The sequence below is a fragment of the Tepidiphilus succinatimandens genome, from assembly GCF_006503695.1.
Classification (GTDB): Bacteria; Pseudomonadota; Gammaproteobacteria; order Burkholderiales; family Rhodocyclaceae; genus Tepidiphilus; species Tepidiphilus succinatimandens.
Window position 1 is genome coordinate 1 of the sequence record NZ_SBIK01000003.1, and the last position, 22711, is coordinate 22711.

A 22711-nucleotide genomic window follows, 5' to 3' on the forward strand; every position below is an offset into this window, starting at 1 on the left:
TGACGCCCATAGCGCGCCGGCCCCACGCCTTCCCATCCCGAACAGGACCGTGAAACGGCGCCGCGCCCATGATACTGGAGCTCCTGCCTCCGGGAAAGTCGGTCAGCGTCAGACGAACCTCTCAACAAAAACCCCCGCCGTAGGCTGATGGCGGGGGTTTTTGCGTCTACGAGTGCGCTGTTTGCGCCAAAAAAGAAGCCCGCTTCAGGCGGGCTTCATGCATGGGCTTGCCGAAACGTCACACCCGGCGCTTGTATTCACCGGTGGCCGTATCGATTTCGATCTTGTCGCCGATCTCGACGAATGCCGGGACCATGAGCTCGTGGCCAGTCGGCTTGATGCGGGCCGGTTTCATTACCTTGCCGGAGGTGTCACCGCGCACGGCCGGCTCGGTATATTCGACTTCCCGGACCACGGAGGAGGGAAGTTCGACCGCGATCGCCTTGCCCTGATAGAGCACGACTTCGCAGCTCATGCCGTCTTCGAGGTAGGGAAGGACGTTTTCCATGTTGTCCTTTTCCACCTCGTACTGGTTGAATTCCTCGTCCATGAACACGTACATCGGATCGGCAAAGTAGCTGTACGTGCATTCCTTGCGCTCGAGGATCACGGTGTCGAATTTCTCGTCGGCCTTGTAGACTGCTTCGGTGACGTTGCCCGTGAAGAGGTTCTTCAGTTTCATCTTTACGACGGCGGCGTTGCGGCCGGATTTGTTGTACTCGGCCTTCTGGACGATGAAAGGCTCGTCCTTGATGAGGACGACGTTGCCGGCGCGCAGTTCCTGGGCTTGCTTCATCATGGGTGTGGTTTCCCGCAGTTCCGTTGAAAATAAACGATCATTTTATCTCGTTTCTGGCAATGAAGTCGAGCAGCCGGGTGCAGAGGTCTTCCTGGCGAGCAAGGTGGTGGCACCAGCGGCGGCAATGCGCTTGCCAGAGATCGCGTTGTTGCCATAGACCATCCCAGTCTTGAGCGGTTTCCTCGCCGCGGTTGCTGCGCTGGAACAGGCGGCTTATCGAATCGCCGAGTGCCGCCGGCGCATCGGCGAGGTAGTGGTCGAGAAACGCGTCGAGCTTGAGCAGATGGGCATTTCTTTCCTGGCGATAGGGGTGCCAGAGAAAGGGGCGTCCACTCCACTGGGCGCGGACGAAAGAGTCTTCGCCTCGTACCCAATTGAAATCACAGCTCCATAGCAATCGGTCGAAATCGTCCTGCGCCAGCATGGGCAAAGGGACGAAGCGCACGTGTGGCGTTCCCGGAAGGGCGAGGGCTCGGGTACCGAGTTCGAGGCCGGAGCGAGCGAGCGCTTGACGCGGCTGCCCCGGAGGGACGAAGACACTCGTCGCTCGGGGGGCGCTGGCGAGCCAGGCGCGGAATGCGTCCAGCTCGGCGTCGGCATAGCAAAACAGGGTGATCCGCTGCGTTTCGACCGTTTCGACCTGTCCGATGCGCGCCAGGAAGCGGGCGATCTGCTCCGGATCACCTTGAAAGCGGTCGCGCTGCTCGAGGAGCGTGCGTTCGCGCAGTAGGCCGCCGGTGCGGCGGGTGAATCCGGGGACGAAGAACCTGGCGGTGAGCGGCAAGCGGGGGTGGGGGGAGGAGAGGCCATGGACTTCTTCGGCCCAGGATTCCGGTGTGAGGTGCTCGAGGTGGATCCAGCAGGGGGGGAGGTGGCGGCTGGCAAGCGCCTCGAGCCAGGGTTCGCCCAGGCCGCAGCCAAAGGCTTCGATGGCGACGTCGATGTGCGCCAGGGCTTCGCGATCGTGCGCATCCGGTTGTGGACGATGCCAGCGGCGCAGGATGAGCCGGCCGAGCCGCTGGATCTCTGCGTCGGCGCGGACTTCGGGGGCGAAGGCGGCGAGGGTGCCGGGGTCGTCGATCCAGAGGATGACGTCCTTGCCGAAGTCGTCGCGCAGCTGGCGGGCGAGGCGCCAGGCGACGCCGGCGTCGCCGTAGTTGTCGATGACGGAGCAGAAGATGCCGAACTGCATGGCGGTCCGAGAAAAAATGGGAGTCTAGCCGCTCTTGCAGGTTCCTGGGCAGGTGTATAATGTTTTTTCAGGGATTTTTCCGATGGCCTTGTGGTGAGGGTGCAAAGATGCGCAAAGGAATGAGGACTTTGGTGCTGTCGGCGGCGATGGGAATGTCGTGTGCGGCAGCGTGGGCCGAGGAGGAGGCGTTGCCTCAGCTTGATCTCGATTTGCCCAGCGGCGTCTATCGGTGCGAAGAAGGAACCAAGCAGCTGGGCGTGGAACGGGTGCGCCAGGATAGCGATAAGGTTGTGGTGCGCTGGGAGGGCAAGCGCTACACCTTGGCGCGCGACGTCTCTTTCTCGGGCTTGCCGCGCTACGAGGATCGGCAAAACGGCCTGCTGTGGGTCGACCTGCCGTGGAAGAGCGTGCTGCTCAACACTAAGACCGAGCGCCCGATGGCGGCCGATTGCGTCTATGCCCAAGGGGTCGATCCTTCCGTGCTCGATGCGCCGGTGAAAGTGGCTGCAGCCAAGACGAAGAAAAAAACTGCCGCGAAACCGTCCAAGCCGGCGCCGCAGAAAACGGCCAAGGTGACGACGGCTTCGTCCTCCAACTGAAACGATCTCCGCGCACGGCGGGCGTGGCGTCGCGATGACGTCCGCCCGCCGTCGGTTTGATAAAATCTCTTTTTTTATTTCTCGAGGAGTGATCCATGGCCGTAGAGCGTACGCTGTCCATCATCAAACCCGATGCCGTTGCCAAGAACGTGATCGGCAAGATCTACCAGCGCTTCGAAGATGCCGGTCTCAAGATCGTCGCCGCGAAGATGGTATGGCTGTCGGAAAAAGAGGCCGGCGCTTTCTATGCGGTGCATAAGGACCGCCCCTTCTACAAGGATCTGGTGGCCTTCATGACCTCCGGTCCGGTGATGGTGCAGGTGCTAGAAGGCGAGAACGCCATCGCCAAGAATCGCGAGCTGATGGGCGCGACCGATCCGAAAAAGGCTGCTCCGGGCACCATCCGCGCCGATTTCGCCGACTCGATCGACGCCAACGCGGTGCACGGTTCCGATGCGCCCGAAACCGCCAAGGCGGAGATCGCCTTTTTCTTCCCGGAAATGAACATTTATTCGCGTTGAAGGGTCCATGCCGTCAGGAGATGCCCCTGGCGGCCGTACGATGACAACTCTGACGAACCTGCTCGATTTCGACCTGCCGCAACTCACCGACTGGGTTCAGTCCCTCGGTGAGCGTCCTTTCCGTGCACGTCAGATCTTTCGCTGGATCCATCGTGAGGGCTGCGAGGACTTTGCAGCGATGAGCGACGTGGCGAAGAGCCTGCGCGCCAAGCTCGAGGAACAGGCGATCATCGCTGCGCCGCGCGTGCTGCGCGACAGCGTCTCGCGCGACGGTACGCGCAAGTGGCTGCTCGACGTGGGCGGGGGCAACGCCGTGGAGACGGTGTTCATTCCCGAACGCTCGCGCGGCACGCTGTGTGTTTCTACTCAGGCCGGCTGCGCGCTCGAGTGTGCCTTCTGCTCCACGGGTAAGCAGGGATTCAACCGCAATCTCAGCACCGCCGAGATCCTGGGGCAGCTGTGGCTCGCCAACCGGCTGCTGGGTGCGGCCAAGGCCGAGGGCGATTGGGACGCGGCCGAAGGGCCGGACAACGGTCGGGTGGTGACCAACGTCGTGCTCATGGGCATGGGCGAACCGCTGGCCAATTTCGAGGCGGTGGTGCGTGCCCTGCGCGTGATGCTCGACGATCACGGCTATGGCCTGTCGCGGCGTCGGGTCACGGTATCGACTTCCGGAATCGTGCCGGCCATCGACCGCCTGCGCGAGCAGTGCCCGGTGGCGCTGGCGGTGTCGCTGCATGCGCCCAACGATGCGCTGCGCGATCGGCTCGTGCCGATCAATCGCAAGTATCCCCTGCGCGAGCTGCTCGCAGCTTGCCAGCGCTATCTCGAGCGCGCGCCGCGCGACTTCATCACGTTCGAATATGTGCTGCTCGCCGGGGTCAACGACGAACCGGAGCACGCGCGTGAGCTGGTGGCCTTGGTGCGCGACGTGCCCTGCAAATTCAATTTGATCCCATTCAATCCCTTCCCCGGCGCGCCGTTCGCGCGGCCCGAGGAAGATCGCATCCGTCGTTTCGCTTCCATTTTGATGGAGTCGGGATTGGTGACGACGACGCGCAAGACGCGCGGCGACGACGTGGCCGCTGCCTGCGGTCAGCTCGCAGGCCAGGTGCGCGACCGCACGCGCCGTTCGCGTGAGGCGGCAGGCGTTGACCAAGGAGAGGTGGCATGAGGCTTCCGAGACGATCGAGCTTGCTGCTGCTCGCGTTCGCCCTGTCGGGGTGCGTGAGCCAGACCTTGCATTCTGAATCCAACCTCATGGATTCGAGCTATGTCCGGCCGCTGTTGGAGCGCAAGCCCGATCGTCCGGAAGAGGTGCGGGCGAAGGCGCACATCGATCTCGCGCTCGCCTACATCGAGATCGGCCGCGTGGACGTGGCCTTGGACGAATTGCGTGCCGCTGCCGCAGAGGCTCCCGATTATCCACCGCTGCACTATGCCTGGGGGGTGACGCATCTGGCGATCGGCGATCGGGTCCAGGCCGAGAGCGGCTTGAAGCGCGCTCTGGCGGCAGCGCCGCGCGATCCCGATTTCAACTACGCCTACGGATGGTTCCTGTGTACGGGCCCGGATCCGGCAAGTGGTCTGCCTTACATCGAGCAGGTCGTGACCAATCCCTATTATGGGGGCAAGGCGCGTGCCTATGCCAATCTGGCCTGGTGTCAGGACATGACCGGGAACCGGGAGGCCGCCCGCCGCAGCATCCAGGAGGCGATCCGGCTCGAACCCCGCAACACCGTCGTCCTCTATCAGGCTGCCCGATTGGCCCAGCGTTGGGGTGAATGGGACAAGGCTTCCGATTATCTGCAGCGCTTGATGCGCGAGATCGATCCCGATCCCGCCGTGCTGTGGATGGCGCTCAACGTCGAGCGCAAGCGCGGGGATACCGCGGCTTTCGAGCAGTATGCCAAGAGGCTTAGAACGGAGTTTCCCGACAGCCCCGAGGCCGAACGGTTGCAGCAGGGGGCGTGGGAGCCGTGACGAACCAGCAGCCGGGAGACCCTCGCGCGGTCGGCGTGCAGCTGGCGCACGCGAGGATGCAGCAAGGGCGGACGATCGCCGAGATGGCGCAGCAGCTGAAATTGCTGCCGCGGCAGGTCGAGGCGCTCGAAGAGGGGCGTTTCGAGGCGCTGCCGGGCCCGGTGTTCGTGCGCGGCTTCGTGCGCAATTATGCCCGCGCGCTTGGTCTGGATCCTGAGCCCTTGCTCGAAATGCTCGGTGAGCGGGAGCGCGACAAGGAAGTGGTGCTCACGCCCGTCTCCAATGCTCGAGGGGAGATCAGGGTGCGCCGTTTCCGGCCGTGGCGGGTACTCTGGCGCTATGTGCTCCCCGCCCTCGTCCTTTCCTTGGTCGTGGCGGCGTATTTCGACTGGTTTCGCATGCCTGAGCCCGTGGATCAGGAAAACACAGCGGCGGTATTGCTGCCGCCGGGTGAGCCCGAAGCCGACGCGGCTGAAAAAGCCGAAAAGGCGGCATCGGAAGAAACGAACGAACTGGGGACTTCAGTCGGCGGTAACGGAGAAACGGGCGGGGCCGCAGTTCCTGCGCCGGCTCCCGTTGTCCCGTCGGCCGCGCCTATGCCCGCTGCAGAAGAGGAAAAGGCGGAGCCTGCCGTGCCGACCTTGCGCTTTTCCGCTTCGGGACGCTCATGGATCGAAGTGCGGGACGCCAAAGGTACGGTGCTTTTCTCTCGCATACTCTCGGCTGGGGAGCGAGCGGAGGTGCCCGGCGAGCCGCCCTTGAACGTGGTGGTGGGCAACGCCCCGGCGGTCGAGGTCGAGTTCCAGGGACATCCTGTGGACGTGAAACACGCAGCCAAGAACGGTGTGGCCAAGCTGCGTCTGCAATGAGAACGGGGAAGGACATGACGGGGCAGGAAACTCGGCTGCCGGAGGACGACGAACCTCGTAGTGGACCTGCGCCACGCCGACCGACGCGCCAGGTGCAGGTAGGGAACGTGACGATCGGTTCGAACGCGCCCATCGTCGTGCAGTCCATGACCAATACCGCGACGAGCGAGGTCGAGGCCACGGTGCGTCAGGTGCTGGCACTCGCGCGTGCCGGTTCCGAGCTGGTGCGGCTCACGGTCAATGACGAGGCGGCCGCGCGCGCGGTGCCCGAGATTCGCGAACGCCTGTTGCGCGCCGGTTGCACCGTACCGCTGGTGGGCGACTTCCATTACAACGGCCACCAGCTGCTGCGCGAGTATCCGGCCTGCGCCGAGGCGCTGGACAAATGGCGCATCAACCCGGGCAACGTCGGACAGGGAGAGAAACGCGACCGGCGTTTCGCCGAGATCGTCGAACTCGCCTGCCGTTACGACAAACCCGTGCGCATCGGAGTGAATTGGGGCAGCCTCGACCCGGCCGTGCTCGCGCGCCTCATGGACGAGAATGCCCGGCGCGCCCAGCCCTGGTCGGCCGGGGCGGTGATGCGCGAGGCGCTCGTGACGTCCGCCCTCGAATCGGCAGCGCTCGCCGAGCGCTACGGCCTGCCGGCCGATCGCATCGTGCTCTCGGCCAAGGTCTCGAGCGTGCAGGATCTCATCGCCGTCTATCGCGCGCTCGCGCAGCGCTGCGATTATCCGCTGCACCTGGGCCTTACCGAGGCGGGCATGGGTAGCAAGGGCATCGTCGCCTCGACCGCGGCGCTCGCCGTGCTGCTGCAAGAAGGGATCGGCGACACCATCCGCGTCTCCCTCACGCCTGCGCCGGGGGGTGATCGCACCGAAGAAGTGGTGGTGGCGCAGCAGATCCTGCAGACCATGGGGCTGCGGGCGTTCACGCCGATGGTGACGGCCTGCCCGGGATGCGGGCGTACGACTTCCTCTTTTTTTCAGGAGTTGGCCGAATCGACCCAGAACTACGTGCGCGCGCGCATGCCCGAGTGGCGCGAACGCTATGACGGGGTGGAGCAGCTGACGCTGGCCGTGATGGGCTGCGTCGTCAATGGTCCGGGTGAATCCAAGCATGCCCACATCGGCATCTCGCTGCCGGGCACGGGCGAGGCACCGGCCGCTCCCGTGTTCGTCGACGGGCAGAAGGTGGCCACCCTGCGCGGTCCGGACCTCGCTGCGCAGTTCCACGCCATGATCGAGGCCTACGTGGCGCGGCGTTTTCCGCCGAAGCTTACGCAACACGACGAGGAAGCATGAGCGCAACGAAACTGCAGGCGGTGCGCGGGATGAACGACATCCTGCCGCCCGAATCCGATTGGTGGGAAGAATTCGAGGAACGGGTGCGTACCTGGGCGCGCGCCTATGGCTATCGCCCCATTCGTACGCCCATCGTCGAGCCGACGGCGCTCTTCAAGCGTGCCATCGGCGAGGTGACCGACATCGTCGAGAAGGAGATGTATTCCTTCGAGGACGTGCTGAACGGTGAACACCTGACCTTGCGTCCCGAGGGGACGGCAGGCTGTGTTCGGGCGGTGATCGAGCACAACCTCCTCTTCCAAGGGCCGCAGCGGCTCTATTACCTGGGCCCGATGTTCCGCCACGAGCGGCCGCAGAAAGGGCGTTACCGGCAGTTCCACCAGGTCGGCATCGAGGCGCTCGGCTTTGCCGGTCCCGACATCGACGCCGAGCTCATCCTCATGGGCGCGCGCCTGTGGGACGAGCTGGGATTGCAGGACGTGCGGCTCGAGATCAACTCACTGGGTTCCAGCGAGGAGCGCGCCGCGCACCGCCGGGCCTTGGTCGAGTACTTCCGCGCCCGCTACGACGAACTCGACGAGGACGGTAAACGGCGCCTCGAGCGCAATCCGCTGCGTATCCTGGATTCGAAGAATCCGGCGATGCAGGAACTCATCGAGGGGGCGCCGCGTCTGTTGGATTTCCTCGGTGAGGAGTCGAGGGCGCACTTCGAGCGGGTACTCTCCCTCATCGAAGCGGCAGGCGTGCCATATCGTATCAACCCGCGGCTGGTGCGGGGGCTGGATTACTACAACCGCACCGTCTTCGAATGGGTGACCCCGCGGCTCGGGGCGCAGGCGACCATCTGCGCGGGTGGCCGCTACGACGGTCTCATCGAGCAGCTCGGCGGCAGGCCGGCGCCCGCGGCCGGGTTTGCCATCGGCGTGGAGCGCTTGCTGTTGCTGTGGCAGATGAGCGGCGGCAATGTGACGCCCAAAGTGCCCGACGTCTATGTCGTGCATCAGGGCGAGCGAGCCGAGGCCGTGGCATTCCAGCTCGCCGAGCGTCTGCGCGATCTGGGGCTCGACGTGGTGCTGCACTGCGGCGGCGGCAGCTTCAAGAGCCAGATGAAAAAAGCGGACGCGAGCGGCGCGGCGCTGGCCTTGATCCTGGGAGAGGACGAGGTCGACAGCGGCACGGTGGGGCTCAAGCCCCTGCGCCAGGAGGCACCGCAGCAGCGGGTGGCGATCGAAGCCTGCGAAGACGCGGTGATGCAATGGCTCTACGGCCAGGAGGAAGGCGATGGCGCTTGACTTGCAGGAACAGGAACAGATCGACGAACTCAAGACCTGGTGGCAGATGTATGGCCGCTGGGTGACGATCGCCATTCTCGTGGCGGCGATCGTCTCTCTGGGCTGGAACGGATGGCGCTGGTGGCGCCAGCACCAGGCGCAGGAGGCGGCGCGCATCGAGGCGGAACTGGAAGCGGCGCTCGCGCGCGGCGAACTGCCGCAGGCGCGGGCCGCGGGAGAGCGTCTGCGTCAATCGCGCGCCAATCCCACGCTTGCCGATCTCTCCGGCTTGAAACTCGGCCATGAGTTGTGGCAGAAGGGGGATCGTGCCGCGGCCAGGGAAGAGCTGAGGCGCGTGGCAGACGAGGGTTCTGAACCCTACCTGCGCGATCTGGCGCGGCTGCGCGAGGCGGCGGTGTTGCTCGATTCGGGTTCGGCTCAGGAGGCGTTCGAGCGACTCGCCGCTGCGCCGGTGTCGGAGCTGGCCGCACGCTATGAAGAAGCCCGGGGAGATGCGCTCGCGGCGCTCGGACGGATCGAAGAGGCGCGCGCGGCCTATCAGCGTGCCCTCGACCAGGGGGCGGATCCCGCCTGGCGCGAACTCGTCGAACTCAAGCGCGACGGGTTGGGGAGCTGAGCATGAAAGATCGTTCCCTCCGTGCCGCTGCGCGCCTGCTGGCACTTTTGGCCGCCTCTGCGCTCGTCGCCGGCTGCTCTTCGCTCAATCCGTTTTCGCGCAAAGGGCCGCAGATCGCGCCTTTGCCGCCGCTCGTCAGTCCCGTGGAGGTGACGATCGCCGCGCAGACCAAGGTCGGATCCAGCGAGGGACTCTTCCTCACTCCCGTCGTGCTCGACGACGAGGCCATCGTCGCTGGCGGGGACGGGCGCGTGCTGCGCTGGAATGGCGGCGTGCGCTGGGAGGCGAAGCTCGAAGAGGGCATCATCGCCGGCGTGGGCGCGGACGAGCGCCTCGCCGTGGTCGTCACACGCAAAGGAGATACCGTGGCGCTTGCCGTCGGCGATGGCGCGGTGCGTTGGCGCCATCCGCTCAAGGCCGATGTGATCACGCCGCCTTTGGTGGCTGGCGGCCTCGTCGTGGTGCGTACGGCCGATCATCGCCTCATCGCGCTCGATGCGCGCGACGGCAAGGAGCGCTGGGTCTATCAGCGCAACCTGCCGCCCTTGTCCCTGCGTCAGTCGGCCCCGCTCGTGAGCGCGGGCAATGCCATCGTCGCGGGTTATCCCGGAGGGATCATCGCCGTGCTCGATCCGCGCAGCGGCGCGCCGCTCTTCGAGCTGACGGTGGCCTCGCCCAAGGGCGCGACCGAGATCGAGCGGCTCACCGACGTGGTCGGCCCGCCGCTGGTGGCGCGCCAGGAAGTGTGCGCCGCTGCCTATCAGGGGCGCGTGGCCTGTTTCGACGGACGCACCGCCGAGACCCTCTGGGCCAAGGATCTTTCCAGCCGCACCGGGATCGACCGTGACTACCGCTACGTCGTGGTCACTGCCGACAACGACGACGTGGTCGCGCTCGATGCCTACTCCGGCAAGGAACAGTGGCGCACGGGCGGATTCTCCTGGCGCCTCTTGACGCGTCCGCTCATCCTCGGAGACTGGGTGCTCGTGGGCGATCGCGAAGGCTATGTCCATGCGCTCGATCGCAACGACGGCCGCATCCGCGGCCGGGTGCGCGTCGGCTCCGGACCCATCCTCGTCGAGCCGAAATCCATCGGCCCCAACCGGGCGGTGGTGCAGAACACCGACGGGACGGTGGCCATCGTGGAGGTGCATTGATGGCGGCTCTGCCCACCGTCGTGCTCGTCGGGCGGCCCAACGTCGGCAAGTCCACCCTGTTCAACCGGCTCACGCAGAGCCGCGACGCGCTGGTGGCCGACGTGCCGGGGCTGACGCGCGACCGGCGCTACGGCCAGGGCCGGCTCGGTCCGCGGCCCTATCTGGTGGTCGACACCGCCGGGTTCGATCCGACGAGCAAGGAAGGAATCACGCGCGAGATGGCGCGCCAGGCCGAGCAGGCGATCCGCGAGGCCGACGTCGTCCTCTTCCTCGTCGATGGGCGCGCCGGCCTCACCGCACACGATCGGGATATCGCCGACTACCTGAGGCGGCTCGGTCGCCCCGTGCGGCTGGTGGTCAATAAAACCGAGGGGATGCGCCAGGTGATGGCCACGGCCGAATTCCACGCCCTGGGGCTGGGCGAGCCCATGGCCATCTCGGCGGCGCACGGCGAGGGCGTGCGCCAGATGATCGCCGAAGTCCTGGCCGATTTCCCCGAGGACGAAGAAGTCGCACCGCCGCAGGACGAGGATGTGCCGCGCGTGGCGGTGGTCGGCCGCCCCAACGTGGGCAAGTCGACCCTTATCAACGCGCTTCTCGGCGAAGAGCGCCTCATCGCCTATGACCAGCCCGGCACCACGCGCGACGCGATCGAAGTGCCGTTCGCGCAAGGCACGCGCCGCTACGTGCTCGTCGACACGGCCGGCGTGCGCCGCAAGGGGCGCGTCACCGAGGTGGTGGAGAAATTCTCGGTGATCAAGACCATGCAGGCGGTGGAGCGGGCCAACGTCGCCGTGCTCGTGCTTGACGCGACCCAGGAGATCGCCGATCAGGACGCACACCTGGGCGGGTTCATCCTGGAGGCCGGGCGTGCCCTGGTGGTCGCGGTGAACAAATGGGATGCCGTCGACGACTACCGCCGCAGCCTGGTGAAGACGCAGCTTGGCAGCAAGCTGGGGTTTCTCTCGTTCGCGCGCACCGTGTTTCTCTCGGCCGCGAAAGGACAGGGGCTGGCGCCGCTGCTCAAGGCCGTAGACGAAGCCTATGCGGCTGCCTTTGCCAAGTTGCCCACGCCGCAGCTCACGCGCGTGCTGCAGGAACTGGTCAAACGCCAGGCGCCGCCGCGCCACGGGCTGTTTCGCCCCAAGCCGCGCTATGCGCACCAGGGGGGGAGCAACCCGCCAGTGATCGTCATTCACGGCAACGCGCTCGAGCATCTGTCCAAATCCTACCGCCGCTATCTCGAGCATGGATTCCTCGAAGCCTTTCGTTTGCGCGGCACGCCGCTCAAGCTCGAATGGCGCACTTCGGAAAACCCCTACGTGAAACGCAGCGATTGAACGGCTGCTGCGCAAAGCCGGCGCGACTGTGCTATCGTTGTCCGCGGTTCCGCACCACTTTTTTCCTTCGATCAAATCCACAACACGAAAGGCCACGACATGAGCAACAAAGCCTTGCAACTGCAAGACCCCTTCCTCAACCTGCTGCGCCGCGAGCACGTTCCGGTGGCGATCTACCTCGTCAACGGCATCAAGCTGCAGGGGCACATCGAGTCTTTCGACCAGTACGTCGTCCTGCTCAAGAACACCGTCACGCAGATGGTGTATAAGCACGCCATTTCCACCGTCGTGCCTTCGCGTCCGGTGACGCTGCGCGAAGTCCACGAGGACGAGCAGCCGGAACAATGACGGATCTTGGGGAACGCCGGTACGTTTCGGACGTCTCACCGACGTTGCTTTTCTGAAGGGATCCCCCATTGTTCGAACGTCCGCAACGCGGCGAGCAAGCCGTGCTCGTCCAACTCGATCTCGGTCAAGGGGCGCTCGCCGAGCGCCTCTCCGAATTGCAGCTCCTGGTAGAAAGCGCCGGGGCCGACGTGGTCGGCGTGGTGCGCGGTCGCCGTCCCCGGCCTGATCCGGCCTTCTTCGTCGGCCGCGGCAAACTCGAAGAAGTACGCAGCGCCCTCGTGCAGGGGCAGGGCGACTTGGTTGTCTTCGATCATACGCTCTCGCCGGCGCAGCAGCGCAACCTCGAACGCGAGCTGCAGTGTCGGGTGATCGATCGCAATGCCCTCATCCTCGACATCTTCGCGCAGCGTGCCCGCAGCCATGAAGGAAAACTCCAGGTGGAGCTCGCCCAGCTCGAATACCTCTCCACCCGGCTCGTGCGCGGCTGGACCCACCTCGAGCGCCAGCGCGGCGGCATCGGTCTGCGCGGCCCGGGTGAGACCCAGCTCGAAACCGACCGGCGGCTCTTGGGCATCCGCGTCAAGCAGCTGAAGAGCCGGCTCGAGCGGCTCGAGCGCCAGCGCACCACGCGCCGGCGCGCGCGCAACCGTCGGGGGGTGCCGCAGGTCTCGCTGGTGGGCTATACCAACGCTGGCAAGTCGACCCTCTTCAACGCACTCACCAAAGCCGGCGCCTATGCCGCCGACCAGCTCTTTGCCACGCTCGACACCACATCGCGCCGCATCTGGCTGCCGGAAGTGGGCGACGTCGTGCTCTCGGACACCGTCGGTTTCATCCGTGATCTGCCGCACGACCTGGTGGCGGCCTTCCATGCCACCCTCGAAGAGGTGGCCGAGGCCGACCTGCTGCTGCACGTGGTCGATGGCGCGAGCGAGGACCGTGAGGCGCAGCGCGCCACGGTGGAGGCGGTGCTCGCCGAGATCGGGGCTCAAGACGTGCCGCGGCTCGAGGTGCTCAACAAGATCGACCTGCTTACCGAGGTTCCGGCCGAGCTGAGCGACGAGTGTGGTAGCATTCGCCGGGTCTGCGTCAGCGCGCGCACCGGCGAGGGGCTCGACGCCTTGCGTTCGGCGCTCGCTTCCCGCCTGCGCGCTCTGCTGCCGTCGACCTTTGCTGCCGAATCACGAGACGAGGAACTCCATGTCACTGAATGATCCCCGCTGGGGCGATCGCGACGACGAATCCGGCGAGGAGGCGCGACGACGCGAACCGCGGGCCGGGCGTTCGCCCCAGGGCGAAGGCCCGCCCGATCTCGAGGAAGTGTGGCGTCAGTTCAACGAGCGGCTCTCGGTGCTCTTTGGCGGTGGCCGTGGCGGACGCCCTGCCGGCTCTGACGGACGTCAACCGTGGGGCGGCAAGCAAGTGGGGGGCGGAATCGTCCTGCTCGTCGCCATCGTGCTCGCGCTGTGGCTGCTCTCCGGCTTCTACAAGGTCGATGCCAACGAGCGGGCGGTGGTGCTGCGCTTCGGTCGCTACGTCGAGACGACCGAACCTGGCTTGCGCTGGCGTCTGCCCTATCCCATCGAGCGTCACGAGATCGTCGATCTCACCGGCGTGCGCACGGTGGAGGTCGGCTACCGCGGCACGGACCGCAACAAGGTGCTGCGCGAATCGCTCATGCTCACCGACGACGAGAACATCGTCTCCATCCAGTTCGCGGTGCAATACGTGCTCAAATCTCCCGAAGACTATCTCTTCCGCGACCGCGCGCCCGACGAGAGCGTCAAGCAGGCCGCCGAAAGCGCCATGCGCGAGATCGTCGGCAAATCCAAGATGGACTACGTCCTCTACGAAGGGCGCGAGGACATCGCCGTGCGCACGCAGGAGCTGATGCAAGCCATGCTCGATCGCTACCGCACAGGGGTGCAGGTGGTGCGCGTGACCCTGCAAAACGCCCAGCCGCCCGAGCAGGTGCAGGCCGCGTTCGACGACGCGGTCAAGGCCGGGCAGGACCGCGAGCGGCTGCGCAACGAGGGCGAGGCCTACGCCAACGCGGTGATCCCGCGGGCCCGCGGTACCGCCGCGCGCCTGCTGGAAGAGGCCAACGCCTACAAAGGCAAGGTCGTGGCCCAGGCTACGGGCGATGCCTCGCGCTTCACCCAGATCCAGCAGCAATACCGCCAAGCTCCGGCGATCACGCGCGAACGTCTCTATCTCGAAACGATGCAGCAGATCTTCACCAATACGAGCAAGGTGCTGGTCGACGCGCCGGCGCACAACAACCTCATGCTGTTGCCGCTGGATCGCTTGCTGTCCCGCTCCGGCCCGGCGGTGGCGCCGACGGTTACCCGCCAGGGTCCCAGCAGCGGCGACGGCAGTGCCGAGGCCGCGGCCGAATCGGGCGGGCGCAAGGAGCAGCGGGATGTTCCGCGCGACGAGCTGCGCGACCGTGAGCGGGGGAGCCGATGATGCAGGCAAGGATCGCTACGATAGTCGGAGCCGTGTTGCTCCTCGCCGCCGTCGCCTCGATGTCGCTCTTCACCGTCGATCAGCGCCGCTACGCCATGGTGCTGCAGTTCGGCGAAGTGAAGGCCGTCGTCACCGAGCCGGGCCTGCACGTGAAGCTGCCGCTGGTGCAGAACGTGCGCCAGTTCGACCGGCGGCTCCTGACCATCGACACGCCCGAACCGGAGCGCTTCATCACCTCCGAGAAGAAGAACGTGCTGGTGGATCACTTCATCAAATGGCGCATCGTCGACCCGCAGCAGTATTACATCACCATGGGCGGGGACGAGACGCGCGCCCGCACGCGGCTGCTGCAGACGGTCAACGCCACGCTGCGCGAGGAATTCGGCCAGCGCACGGTGCACGACGTCGTCTCCGGTGAGCGCGACAAGGTCATGGAGATCGTGCGCACCAAGACCGACCGCGACGCGCGCACGTTCGGCGTCGAGATCGTCGATCTGCGCCTGAAGCGCGTCGATCTGCCGGCGGAGGTGTCCGAGTCGGTCTACCGCCGCATGGAGGCCGAGCGCAAGCGCGTGGCCAACAACCTTCGTTCCGAAGGGGCGGCGATCGCCGAGCGCATTCGCGCCGACGCCGACCGGCAAAGCGAACTGATCATCGCCGAAGCCTACCGCGAGTCGCAGCGCATCAAGGGCGAAGGGGATGCGGAAGCAACGCGCATCTTCAACGAAGCCTATGGGCGCGATCCCGATTTCTTCAGCTACTACCGTAGCCTGGAAGCCTACCGCGAGAGCTTCGCCCGGCGCGACGACGTGCTCGTCCTCGATCCGAGCTCGTCCTTCTTCAAGTACTTCAAGGCGCCCCAGCCGGCTGGCGGTCGCTGAGCATCGCACGGCGAGGCCACATGCCCGAAGTCTTGTGGAAAGCGCTCGGCTTGATGCTCGTCTTCGAGGGGCTGATGCCTTTCCTCGCGCCCGAGTCCTGGCAGCAGACCATGAGGCGGCTGTCCGAACTGCCGCCGCAGAGGCTACGCTGGTTCGGTGGCGCGGCCGTCGTGCTGGGGCTACTCATCGTGAACGACATTCTGTGAGGCCATTCATGCGTTGGGTCCTGCCCGACTATCTGCGTGACGAACTGCCGCCGGCGGCCGAGCACCTCGAACGCCTGCGCCGCGAGCTGCTCGATCTCTTCCGCCTGCATGGCTACCAGCTCGTCGCCCCGCCGCTCATCGAATTCCTCTCTTCCCTCATCGTCGGCGGCGGGGAAGATCTGCGGCTGCGGACTTTCGAGCTCACCGACCAGCTGAGCGGACGAACCCTGGGCGTGCGTGCCGACATCACGCCGCAGGCGGCGCGTATCGACGCGCATTTGCTCAACCGGCGCGGTGTCACCCGCTTGTGCTATTGCGGCCCGGTGCTGCACACGCTGCCGGCTTCGCTCACCGCGACGCGCGAGCCATTGCAGCTCGGCGCCGAGCTCTATGGCCATGCCGGGGTGGAGGCCGACATCGAGATCATCCGTTTGTTGGCCACGGCGCTCGAACGGGCGCGCCTGCCGGCGGTGCGCATCGACGTTGGCCACATGGGGCTGTTTCGCGCCCTCACCGAGGGGCTGGATGCCGAGCGCGCCGAGACCCTCTTCGAACTGCTGCAGGCGAAAGATTCCGCCGGGCTCGAAGAGATGCTCGCCCAAAGCGGTGACGAGCTCGACGCCGAGCGTGCCGCTTCCCTGCGCGCCCTGCCCGGGCTCTACGGCGGTGTCGAAGTGCTCGCCGCGGCGCGGGCGCGGCTTGCGCCGCTGCCGGCAGTGGTGCGGGCCCTCGACGAGCTCGAAGCGCTCGCCGCGGCGCTCGCCGATCTGCCGCTCGGGTTCGATCTGGCTGACCTGCGCGGCTATCACTACCACACCGGCGTGATGTTCGCCGCCTACGGCGCCGATCATCCCTCGGCACTCGCTCTAGGCGGACGCTACGACGGGCTGGGGGCGGCGTTTGGCCGGGCGCGGCCGGCCACGGGTTTTTCGATCGATTTGCGCGAACTCATCGCCCGCCTGCCGCTTGCCCCTTTGCCGGGCGCCATCCTCGCGCCGTCCTGCGGTGACGAGGCGCTGGAGGCGGTGGTGGCGCAGCTGCGTGAGGCAGGGCAGGCGGTGGTCCGTGAGCTGCCGGGACATCCGCTCGAGGAGTGGCGTGAAGCGGGTTGTGACCGGCGCCTCGTGTGCCGCGCCGGACATTGGGTGGTAGAACCGTTGTGATCGCAAAAGGAAGGGCTGATGGCTAAGAACGTGGTCGTCGTCGGGACACAGTGGGGCGACGAAGGCAAGGGCAAGATCGTCGACTGGCTCACCGACAACGCTCAGGGCGTGGTGCGCTTTCAGGGCGGGCACAACGCCGGGCATACCTTGGTGGTGGGCGAGCGCGAGTACAAACTCAACCTCGTGCCTTCCGGCATCGTGCGCGAGGGGGTGGCCTGTTTCATCGGCAATGGGGTGGTGCTCGACGTGCATCATCTGCTGTCCGAGATCCGGGTGCTGGAGACAGGGGGCATCGAAGTGCGCTCGCGCCTGCGCGTTAGCCCCGGCTGTCCCCTGATCCTGCCTTATCACGTCGCGCTCGACCGGGCGCGCGAGGCGGCGCGCAGCGCCGGCGACAAGATCGGCACCACCGGCAAGGGCATCGGCCCGGCCTACGAGGACAAGGTGGCTCGCCGCGCGATCCGCCTCTATGACCTCTTTCGCCCCGACCAATTCCGCGCCAAGCTCGAAAGCAATCTCGCCTGGTACAACTTCGTGCTCACCCAGGCTTTCCACGCCGAGCCGCTCGAGTTCGAGCCGATCTACGAACAGGCGCTCGCCGATGCGAAAGAAGTCTTGCCGCTGGTGACCGACGTCTCGGAGCGGCTCTACGAGATCAACAAGGCGGGCGGCAACCTCCTCTTCGAGGGCGCCCAGGGGACGCTGCTCGACATCGACCACGGCACTTACCCCTTCGTCACCTCCAGCAACTGCGTCGCCGGTCAGGCCGCCGCCGGTGCGGGGCTGGGGCCAGGGCGGCTGCACTACGTGCTCGGCATCACCAAGGCGTATTGCACCCGGGTGGGTGGCGGTCCTTTCCCTACGGAACTGAACATCGACACCGAGGGCACACCGGGCTGGCAGATGTCGATCAAGGGCCGTGAGTTCGGCACCGTCACCGGACGAAAGCGGCGCTGCGGCTGGCTCGATCTGGCCGCGCTCAAGCGCTCCATCATCATCAACGGCGTCTCGGGCTTGTGCATCACCAAGCTCGACGTGCTCGACGGCCTCGAGCAGCTCAAGCTGTGCATCGGTTACGAACTCGACGGCGAGCGGCGGGAATTGCTGCCGATGGGGGCCGATGAGGTCGCCCGCTGCATTCCCGTCTACGAAACCTTGCCCGGCTGGCAGGAGAGCACCTTCGGGGCGCGCCGTTGGGAGGATCTTCCCTACGAGGCCCGTGCCTACCTGCACCGCATCGAGGAATTCTGCGAGATTCCGATCGACGTGATCTCCACCGGCCCCGAGCGGGACGAAACCATCCTGCGCCGTCATCCCTTCGGCGCCTGATCCTATGCTGCGGCCTCGTGCCGGACGTGCTACAGTGAGAAAGTCCCGCAAGGGGCTTTCTGCCGTTCGAACCACGAAAAAGGAGGAACTCGATGAAGCTGTATTTCTCGCCCGGTGCCTGTTCCCTGTCGCCCCACATCGCCTTGCGTGAGGCCGGTATCGAGCCCGAGCTGGTGCGGGTGGATCTCGCCACGAAGAAACTTGCAGACGGAAGCGATTATCTGGCCATCAACCCCAAGGGCTACGTTCCGGCGCTGCAACTCGACGATGGGACGCTCCTCACCGAAGGGCCGGCGATCCTGCTCTACATCGTGCAGAATCTGGCGCGCACGCCCCTTGGTCCCAAAGAGGGGATGGGGCTGGTGCGGTTGGTGGAATGGCTCAACTTCATCTCCACCGAGATCCACAAAGGATTCTCGCCGCTCTTCAAGCCGAACTGCCCCCAGGAGTGGAAGGCGGTGGCGAAAGAGACCCTGCTCAAGCGCCTGCAGTGGGTGGATGGGCAGCTCGCGCAGCGTCCCTGGCTGCTGGGAGAGGAATTTTCGGTCGCCGATATCTACCTCTACGTGTGCGCGCGCTGGACGGCCTTCGTGCAGATCGATCTGGGGCAATTCCCAGCCTTGGCGCGCTTTGTCGAGAAGATGGCGCAGCGCCCCGCCGTGCAGGCGACGATCAAGGCCGAGGGGCTCAAGCAGTAGCTCTGCCCGTTTCGGAATGAGCGAAAAAGCCGCCTTCAGGCGACTTTTTCGCTTGTGTGCCGAGCTGGGTGCGCCAAGCGTATAATTTGCCTCTGCATTGGCATCGCTTGTGGGTATCTGGACCTCGCCTTGACGAAATTATTCCTTGCCATAACCACCAACACAGATCTACAGGAGGCCAGTATGCCCACCCTGCACAAAGTCGCTGCCGTCACATCCAAGGGACAGATCATCCTACCCAAAGCCATCCGCCAGGGCTCAAGTAGGGATGCAGGTGTGCTGCATATCGTCTCTGTGCTTCGAAATACAAAGATACTTAAATTATTGATATCTTTTGCCTCGAAAAAAAACCTCGGAGCCATCCCGCTCGTGTTATTGGGAGCTATCGGTTATGGCAGTCTGTTCGCGCAGGAGCAAGCGCAGACCATGCCGCTGCCCGGCACAGCGCTCTCACCCAACGCTTCCGCTCCGCAGGTGATCGACGACCTGCCTGCAAGTTATGCAGATGGACTTGATGAAGCAACCAAGGCTTTGGTCGATAAGGGTCGTTACGTCGCACGCCTCGGCGACTGTGTGGCTTGCCATACGGGCGACAAGAACAAACCTCTGGCGGGCGGACTGGCACTGACCACACCTTTTGGAAAGCTGTATTCGACCAACATCACGCCCGACCCAAAAACCGGCATCGGGCGCTATAGCTTCGAGCAGTTCGAGCGGGTAATGCGCAAAGGCGTTGCCGCAGACGGCCACAACCTGTATCCCGCAATGCCCTATCCGTCGTATGCCAAGATGTCGACGGACGATCTCAAAGCGCTTTACACCTACCTCATGAAAGGCGTCAAGCCAATCGAACAAGCCAATCTGCCTTCGGACATGTCGTTTCCGTTCAACCAGCGCTGGGGCTTGACCCTGTGGAACTGGGCATTTCTCGAAGACAAGCCCTTCGAGCCCAACCCGCAGCAAAGCGCCCAATGGAATCGCGGGGCTTACATCGTCCAAGGGGCGGGCCATTGCGGCGCCTGTCACACGCCGCGGGGTATAGGTTTTCAAGAAAAAGCCATGTCCGAAGCCGGCCCCAAGGGCGTTTATTACCTGGCTGGCGAAACGGTGGAAAACTGGCGAGCCCTGAGCCTACGCGGCTTGTGGACGCCGGAAGAAACGGCCGAAATGCTCAAAACCGGGCGAAATCGGCATGGTGCCGTCGCAGGCAACATGGTTGACGTGGTGCAGCACAGCACACAATACCTCACCGACGACGATCTGCTGGCCATCGGCATTTATCTCAAGTCGTTGCCACCCAGTGAATATGACAAGCCCATGCAAGTGGTGCAAAACCCCGCTTTAACCATTGCGCCTGCAGCCCAACAGGTCACTACAGCGAGTGCAGCGAAGGTGCCGGCTGATCTTTATACGAGCCGTGGAGGACTGGGTTATCTTCAGTTCTGCAACGACTGCCATCGCAGCGACGGCGCCGGCGTGCCGGGTGTATTTCCGCCACTTGACGGCAACCTGACACTACAGCAAGATGATCCCGCGACGTTCATGCACATCATGCTCACGGGGGCGAAAACGGCACAGACGAAAACTTATGCGCGCGTATTGACCATGCCCTCTTTCTCGCGCTTGAGCGACGCAGAAATTGCTGAGATTGGCAACTTCGTCCGCAAGCACTGGGGGCACCCCGAATCCAAGCCCATCACGGCAGACATGGTGGCCGAGATGCGCAAGGAGTTGGAAGTCAAGAATATCGACAACCGCAAGTTCGAAACGCCGCGCCTGGCCGACATGCTCAAGGAGCCCAACGCGCAGCAACTGATTCTGGGTGCGCGCTTGAACCTCGAAACCCGCGATCTGCTGCCGCACAATGTGGGCAATGCGCTTAATTGCACCAGTTGCCACCTGAACGCTGGCACGGTGGCAGACGGTTCGCCCTACGTCGGCGTCTCGGCCTTTTTCCCGAGCTATTCGCCGCGTTCCGGCAGAGTGATTACCTTGGCTGATCGGATCAACGGTTGCTTCCTGCGCTCCATGAACGGCAAAGCCTTGCCCGTGGATTCCGAGGAAATGAAGGCCATGATCGCCTACTTCGACTGGATGAAACGCGAGACCAAACCCGAAGACAAGGTAGAAGGCCGTGGCGTGGGCAAGATCGACACGAAGCTTGTGCCCAATGTGGCCAATGGTGAGCAAATTTATGCAAATCAGTGCGCGCTATGCCACGGTAAGGATGGCGAAGGGATCAAAAACGCTGCGGGGCAATGGGTCTATCCGCCGCTGTGGGGCGATCAGTCTTTCAACATCGGCGCCGGAATGGCGCGCACTTATACGGCCGCTGCCTTCGTCAAGCGCAACATGCCCATTGCGTTTCATGACAACTTCCCGTTAGGACAGGGCGGGCTGACAGATCAGGAGGCCGTCGACGTGGCTGAATATTTCTCCCACATGCCGCGCCCGGACTTCGCTGCCAAGGCAAAAGATTGGCCGAAGGACAAAAAGCCTTTCGACGCTCGGTATTGAGATATGGTAGGTCCGCGGGGAAATGGGTGTCCCTGCGTTGAACTTCCCGATGAAGAAGCCGCCCGCGGGCGGCTTCTTCGTGTCAGGGATAGAGTACGGGATAGTCGAGATAGCCCTTCTCGCCTCCCGTATAGAAGGTGGAAGGATCGGGTGTATTGAGCGGTGCGCCGCGGCGCAAGCGCTCGACCAGGTCGGGATTGGCGATGAAGAGTTGCCCGAACGAGATCATGTCGGCTTCGCCCCGTGCGATCGCCGCATTGGCCGTCTCGAAGGTATAGCCGCCGTTCGTCATATAGACGGTCGGCCACAGGGGGCGTAGCAATTTCAGGTCGAAGGCGGGGCCGGCCACCCCTGGCGCCTCCTTACCCATTTCGGTGATATGCAGATAGCCGAGCTTGAATTCTCCCAAGGCCTTGACGACGTAAGAAAACGTCGCTTCGGGGTTGGAATCGCGCATGTCGTTGAACGGTTGCAGGGGCGAGAGGCGCACGCCCACGCAGCCGCGATCCCATACGCCGAGCACCGCCTCGGTCACCTCCATGAGGAAACGGGCGCGGTTGGCGATGGAGCCGCCGTAGGCGTCGGTGCGACGGTTGCTGCCGTCGCGCAGGAACTGGTCGATGAGGTACCCGTTGGCGCCGTGGATCTCCACGCCGTCGAAACCGGCCGCCTTGGCGTTTCGCGCCGCCTGGGCGTAGCGTTCGACGGTTTCTTCGATTTCTTGCAGGCTCATGGCATGCGGCGTGACGAAGGGTTTGCTGCCGCTGGGGGTGTAGGTCTCGCCGCGGGCGGCGATCGCGGAGGGGCCGATGGGCTGCAAGCCGCCGTTGACCTCGGGATGCGCCACCCGGCCGCAGTGCCACAGCTGGGCGAAGATGCGCCCGCCGCGGGCGTGCACCGCCTCGGTGACTGCTTTCCATCCCTGGATCTGAGCCGGCGTGAAGATACCGGGGGTGTTGGGATAGGCGAAGCCCTCGGGGGAGACGATCACGCCTTCGCTGATGATGAGGCCGGCGCTGGCGCGTTGGGCATAGTAGCGCGCCATCATGTCGGTGGGCACGCCTTCGGCGCTGGCGCGGTTGCGCGTCATCGGCGCCATGGCGATGCGGTTGGGCAGGGTATAGGGCCCCAGGACGATAGGGGTGAAGAGATCGATTTTTTCGGTCATCGACGACTCCTTTGATCGAGTGGATGAAGTGCTCGATCAGTATAGGACGCCGATGGGCAAGGCATCATGGTCGGCCGTCAGCGAGGGAGGAGCGCAGGGGGATAGAGAAATGAAAAAAGCACCGCGAGGGCGGTGCTTCTTACTCGTGAATCTGGTGCCCAGAAGAGGACTCGAACCTCCACGCCTTGCGGCACTGGTACCTGAAACCAGCGCGTCTACCAATTCCGCCATCTGGGCGACGAGATGCGTTATTATAAGCA

General features: G+C 64.7%; 22 protein-coding genes, 1 tRNA gene and 1 rRNA gene. 20 read left to right on the forward strand and 4 right to left on the reverse strand.

The annotated features are described in order from the left end of the window. A 5S ribosomal RNA gene (rrf, locus tag EPD82_RS02880) occupies positions 1-114 on the forward strand; the annotation flags it as partial. A gap of 124 nt (positions 115-238) precedes the next feature. Here the strand turns inward: rrf and efp are convergent. Together efp and earP are read right to left on the reverse strand one after the other, a co-directional pair. Continuing rightward, on the reverse strand, positions 239-796 hold the full coding sequence (gene efp, locus EPD82_RS02885) for an elongation factor P (RefSeq protein ID WP_055424330.1): 558 nt from the start codon (positions 794-796) through the stop codon (positions 239-241). Positions 797-836: 40 nt separating this feature from the next. Next, positions 837-1991: an elongation factor P maturation arginine rhamnosyltransferase EarP gene (gene earP, locus EPD82_RS02890; protein WP_141055141.1), complete on the reverse strand. Its 1155-nt coding sequence runs from the start codon at positions 1989-1991 to the stop codon at positions 837-839. A 188-nt stretch (positions 1992-2179) separates the two neighbouring features. Between earP and EPD82_RS02895 the strand changes: the two genes are divergently transcribed. The 19 genes from EPD82_RS02895 to EPD82_RS02985 all read left to right on the forward strand — a co-directional run bounded on the left by EPD82_RS02895 (position 2180) and on the right by EPD82_RS02985 (position 21283). Further along, a complete protein-coding gene (locus tag EPD82_RS02895; protein ID WP_170210775.1) occupies positions 2180-2590 on the forward strand; it encodes an MliC family protein in 411 nt (136 codons plus the stop codon). 95 nt (positions 2591-2685) lie between these two features. Beyond that, the gene (ndk, locus tag EPD82_RS02900) at positions 2686-3111 is read left to right on the forward strand and encodes a nucleoside-diphosphate kinase (RefSeq protein ID WP_141055148.1); all 426 of its coding nucleotides are present in this window, start codon (positions 2686-2688) and stop codon (positions 3109-3111) included. Between the two features lie 40 nt (positions 3112-3151). Further along, positions 3152-4285, forward strand: coding sequence for a dual-specificity RNA methyltransferase RlmN (gene rlmN, locus EPD82_RS02905; protein WP_055424326.1), 1134 nt, complete (start codon positions 3152-3154; stop codon positions 4283-4285). Beyond that, complete coding sequence (locus tag EPD82_RS02910) at positions 4282-5094, forward strand: tetratricopeptide repeat protein (RefSeq protein WP_141055151.1); 813 nt, start codon at positions 4282-4284, stop codon at positions 5092-5094. The genes rlmN and EPD82_RS02910 overlap by 4 nt, the downstream gene beginning before the upstream one ends. Next, positions 5082-5963 (forward strand): helix-turn-helix domain-containing protein, encoded by an 882-nt coding sequence (locus tag EPD82_RS12010; protein ID WP_206202157.1) that lies wholly within the window; start codon positions 5082-5084, stop codon positions 5961-5963. The genes EPD82_RS02910 and EPD82_RS12010 overlap by 13 nt, the downstream gene beginning before the upstream one ends. A gap of 14 nt (positions 5964-5977) precedes the next feature. Continuing rightward, a complete protein-coding gene (ispG, locus tag EPD82_RS02920; RefSeq protein ID WP_141055157.1) occupies positions 5978-7267 on the forward strand; it encodes a flavodoxin-dependent (E)-4-hydroxy-3-methylbut-2-enyl-diphosphate synthase in 1290 nt (429 codons plus the stop codon). Next, positions 7264-8559 carry a histidine--tRNA ligase gene (hisS, locus tag EPD82_RS02925; protein ID WP_141055160.1) on the forward strand — a complete coding sequence of 432 codons (1296 nt, stop codon included), beginning with the start codon at positions 7264-7266 and terminating at the stop codon, positions 8557-8559. Before ispG ends, hisS begins: the two co-directional genes overlap by 4 nt. Then, on the forward strand, positions 8549-9175 hold the full coding sequence (locus tag EPD82_RS02930) for a YfgM family protein (RefSeq protein ID WP_141055163.1): 627 nt from the start codon (positions 8549-8551) through the stop codon (positions 9173-9175). Before hisS ends, EPD82_RS02930 begins: the two co-directional genes overlap by 11 nt. Positions 9176-9177: 2 nt before the next feature. Continuing rightward, on the forward strand, positions 9178-10332 hold the full coding sequence (bamB, locus tag EPD82_RS02935) for an outer membrane protein assembly factor BamB (RefSeq protein WP_141055167.1): 1155 nt from the start codon (positions 9178-9180) through the stop codon (positions 10330-10332). Continuing rightward, positions 10332-11672 (forward strand): ribosome biogenesis GTPase Der, encoded by a 1341-nt coding sequence (gene der / locus EPD82_RS02940; protein WP_141055170.1) that lies wholly within the window; start codon positions 10332-10334, stop codon positions 11670-11672. The genes bamB and der overlap by 1 nt, the downstream gene beginning before the upstream one ends. Positions 11673-11771: 99 nt before the next feature. Beyond that, a complete protein-coding gene (gene hfq / locus EPD82_RS02945) occupies positions 11772-12020 on the forward strand; it encodes an RNA chaperone Hfq (protein WP_028874594.1) in 249 nt (82 codons plus the stop codon). 68 nt (positions 12021-12088) lie between these two features. Then, positions 12089-13234 (forward strand): GTPase HflX, encoded by a 1146-nt coding sequence (hflX, locus tag EPD82_RS02950; protein WP_141055173.1) that lies wholly within the window; start codon positions 12089-12091, stop codon positions 13232-13234. After that, positions 13221-14489, forward strand: coding sequence for an FtsH protease activity modulator HflK (gene hflK, locus EPD82_RS02955; RefSeq protein WP_141055176.1), 1269 nt, complete (start codon positions 13221-13223; stop codon positions 14487-14489). Before hflX ends, hflK begins: the two co-directional genes overlap by 14 nt. Further along, positions 14489-15370 (forward strand): protease modulator HflC, encoded by an 882-nt coding sequence (gene hflC / locus EPD82_RS02960; RefSeq protein WP_055424316.1) that lies wholly within the window; start codon positions 14489-14491, stop codon positions 15368-15370. The genes hflK and hflC overlap by 1 nt, the downstream gene beginning before the upstream one ends. Positions 15371-15390: 20 nt before the next feature. After that, a complete protein-coding gene (locus EPD82_RS02965) occupies positions 15391-15576 on the forward strand; it encodes a DUF2065 domain-containing protein (RefSeq protein ID WP_141055179.1) in 186 nt (61 codons plus the stop codon). An 8-nt stretch (positions 15577-15584) separates the two neighbouring features. Beyond that, positions 15585-16739, forward strand: coding sequence for an ATP phosphoribosyltransferase regulatory subunit (locus EPD82_RS02970; RefSeq protein WP_055424314.1), 1155 nt, complete (start codon positions 15585-15587; stop codon positions 16737-16739). Positions 16740-16757: 18 nt separating this feature from the next. Further along, positions 16758-18068, forward strand: a complete 1311-nt coding sequence (locus EPD82_RS02975; RefSeq protein WP_141055183.1) for an adenylosuccinate synthase — start codon at positions 16758-16760, stop codon at positions 18066-18068. Positions 18069-18160: 92 nt separating this feature from the next. After that, complete coding sequence (gene gstA / locus EPD82_RS02980) at positions 18161-18766, forward strand: glutathione transferase GstA (protein ID WP_141055186.1); 606 nt, start codon at positions 18161-18163, stop codon at positions 18764-18766. A gap of 426 nt (positions 18767-19192) precedes the next feature. Continuing rightward, complete coding sequence (locus EPD82_RS02985) at positions 19193-21283, forward strand: c-type cytochrome (RefSeq protein ID WP_141055415.1); 2091 nt, start codon at positions 19193-19195, stop codon at positions 21281-21283. 82 nt (positions 21284-21365) lie between these two features. Here EPD82_RS02985 and EPD82_RS02990 read toward each other — a convergent pair whose 3' ends face one another. Further along, entirely contained in the window at positions 21366-22451 is a 1086-nt protein-coding gene (locus EPD82_RS02990; protein WP_141055189.1) for an alkene reductase, read from the reverse strand. 152 nt (positions 22452-22603) lie between these two features. Beyond that, a tRNA-Leu gene (locus EPD82_RS02995) sits at positions 22604-22688 on the reverse strand. Positions 22689-22711: the final 23 nt, after the last annotated feature.

Excerpts from the sequence above, each read along its gene's own strand:
- earP (WP_141055141.1), bottom strand. The coding sequence starts at position 1,991 with ATGCAGTTCGGCATCTTCTGCTCCGTCATCGACAACTACGGCGACGCC.
- EPD82_RS02985 (WP_141055415.1), top strand. The coding sequence starts at position 19,193 with ATGCCGCTGCCCGGCACAGCGCTCTCACCCAACGCTTCCGCTCCGCAG.
- EPD82_RS02910 (WP_141055151.1), top strand. The coding sequence starts at position 4,282 with ATGAGGCTTCCGAGACGATCGAGCTTGCTGCTGCTCGCGTTCGCCCTG.
- rlmN (WP_055424326.1), top strand. The coding sequence starts at position 3,152 with ATGACAACTCTGACGAACCTGCTCGATTTCGACCTGCCGCAACTCACC.
- bamB (WP_141055167.1), top strand. The coding sequence starts at position 9,178 with ATGAAAGATCGTTCCCTCCGTGCCGCTGCGCGCCTGCTGGCACTTTTG.
- ndk (WP_141055148.1), top strand. The coding sequence starts at position 2,686 with ATGGCCGTAGAGCGTACGCTGTCCATCATCAAACCCGATGCCGTTGCC.
- EPD82_RS02975 (WP_141055183.1), top strand. The coding sequence starts at position 16,758 with ATGGCTAAGAACGTGGTCGTCGTCGGGACACAGTGGGGCGACGAAGGC.
- hfq (WP_028874594.1), top strand. The coding sequence starts at position 11,772 with ATGAGCAACAAAGCCTTGCAACTGCAAGACCCCTTCCTCAACCTGCTG.
- ispG (WP_141055157.1), top strand. The coding sequence starts at position 5,978 with ATGACGGGGCAGGAAACTCGGCTGCCGGAGGACGACGAACCTCGTAGT.
- efp (WP_055424330.1), bottom strand. The coding sequence starts at position 796 with ATGAAGCAAGCCCAGGAACTGCGCGCCGGCAACGTCGTCCTCATCAAG.
- hflC (WP_055424316.1), top strand. The coding sequence starts at position 14,489 with ATGCAGGCAAGGATCGCTACGATAGTCGGAGCCGTGTTGCTCCTCGCC.
- EPD82_RS02970 (WP_055424314.1), top strand. The coding sequence starts at position 15,585 with ATGCGTTGGGTCCTGCCCGACTATCTGCGTGACGAACTGCCGCCGGCG.
- EPD82_RS02930 (WP_141055163.1), top strand. The coding sequence starts at position 8,549 with ATGGCGCTTGACTTGCAGGAACAGGAACAGATCGACGAACTCAAGACC.
- hflK (WP_141055176.1), top strand. The coding sequence starts at position 13,221 with ATGTCACTGAATGATCCCCGCTGGGGCGATCGCGACGACGAATCCGGC.
- hisS (WP_141055160.1), top strand. The coding sequence starts at position 7,264 with ATGAGCGCAACGAAACTGCAGGCGGTGCGCGGGATGAACGACATCCTG.
- EPD82_RS02990 (WP_141055189.1), bottom strand. The coding sequence starts at position 22,451 with ATGACCGAAAAAATCGATCTCTTCACCCCTATCGTCCTGGGGCCCTAT.
- der (WP_141055170.1), top strand. The coding sequence starts at position 10,332 with ATGGCGGCTCTGCCCACCGTCGTGCTCGTCGGGCGGCCCAACGTCGGC.
- EPD82_RS02965 (WP_141055179.1), top strand. The coding sequence starts at position 15,391 with ATGCCCGAAGTCTTGTGGAAAGCGCTCGGCTTGATGCTCGTCTTCGAG.
- gstA (WP_141055186.1), top strand. The coding sequence starts at position 18,161 with ATGAAGCTGTATTTCTCGCCCGGTGCCTGTTCCCTGTCGCCCCACATC.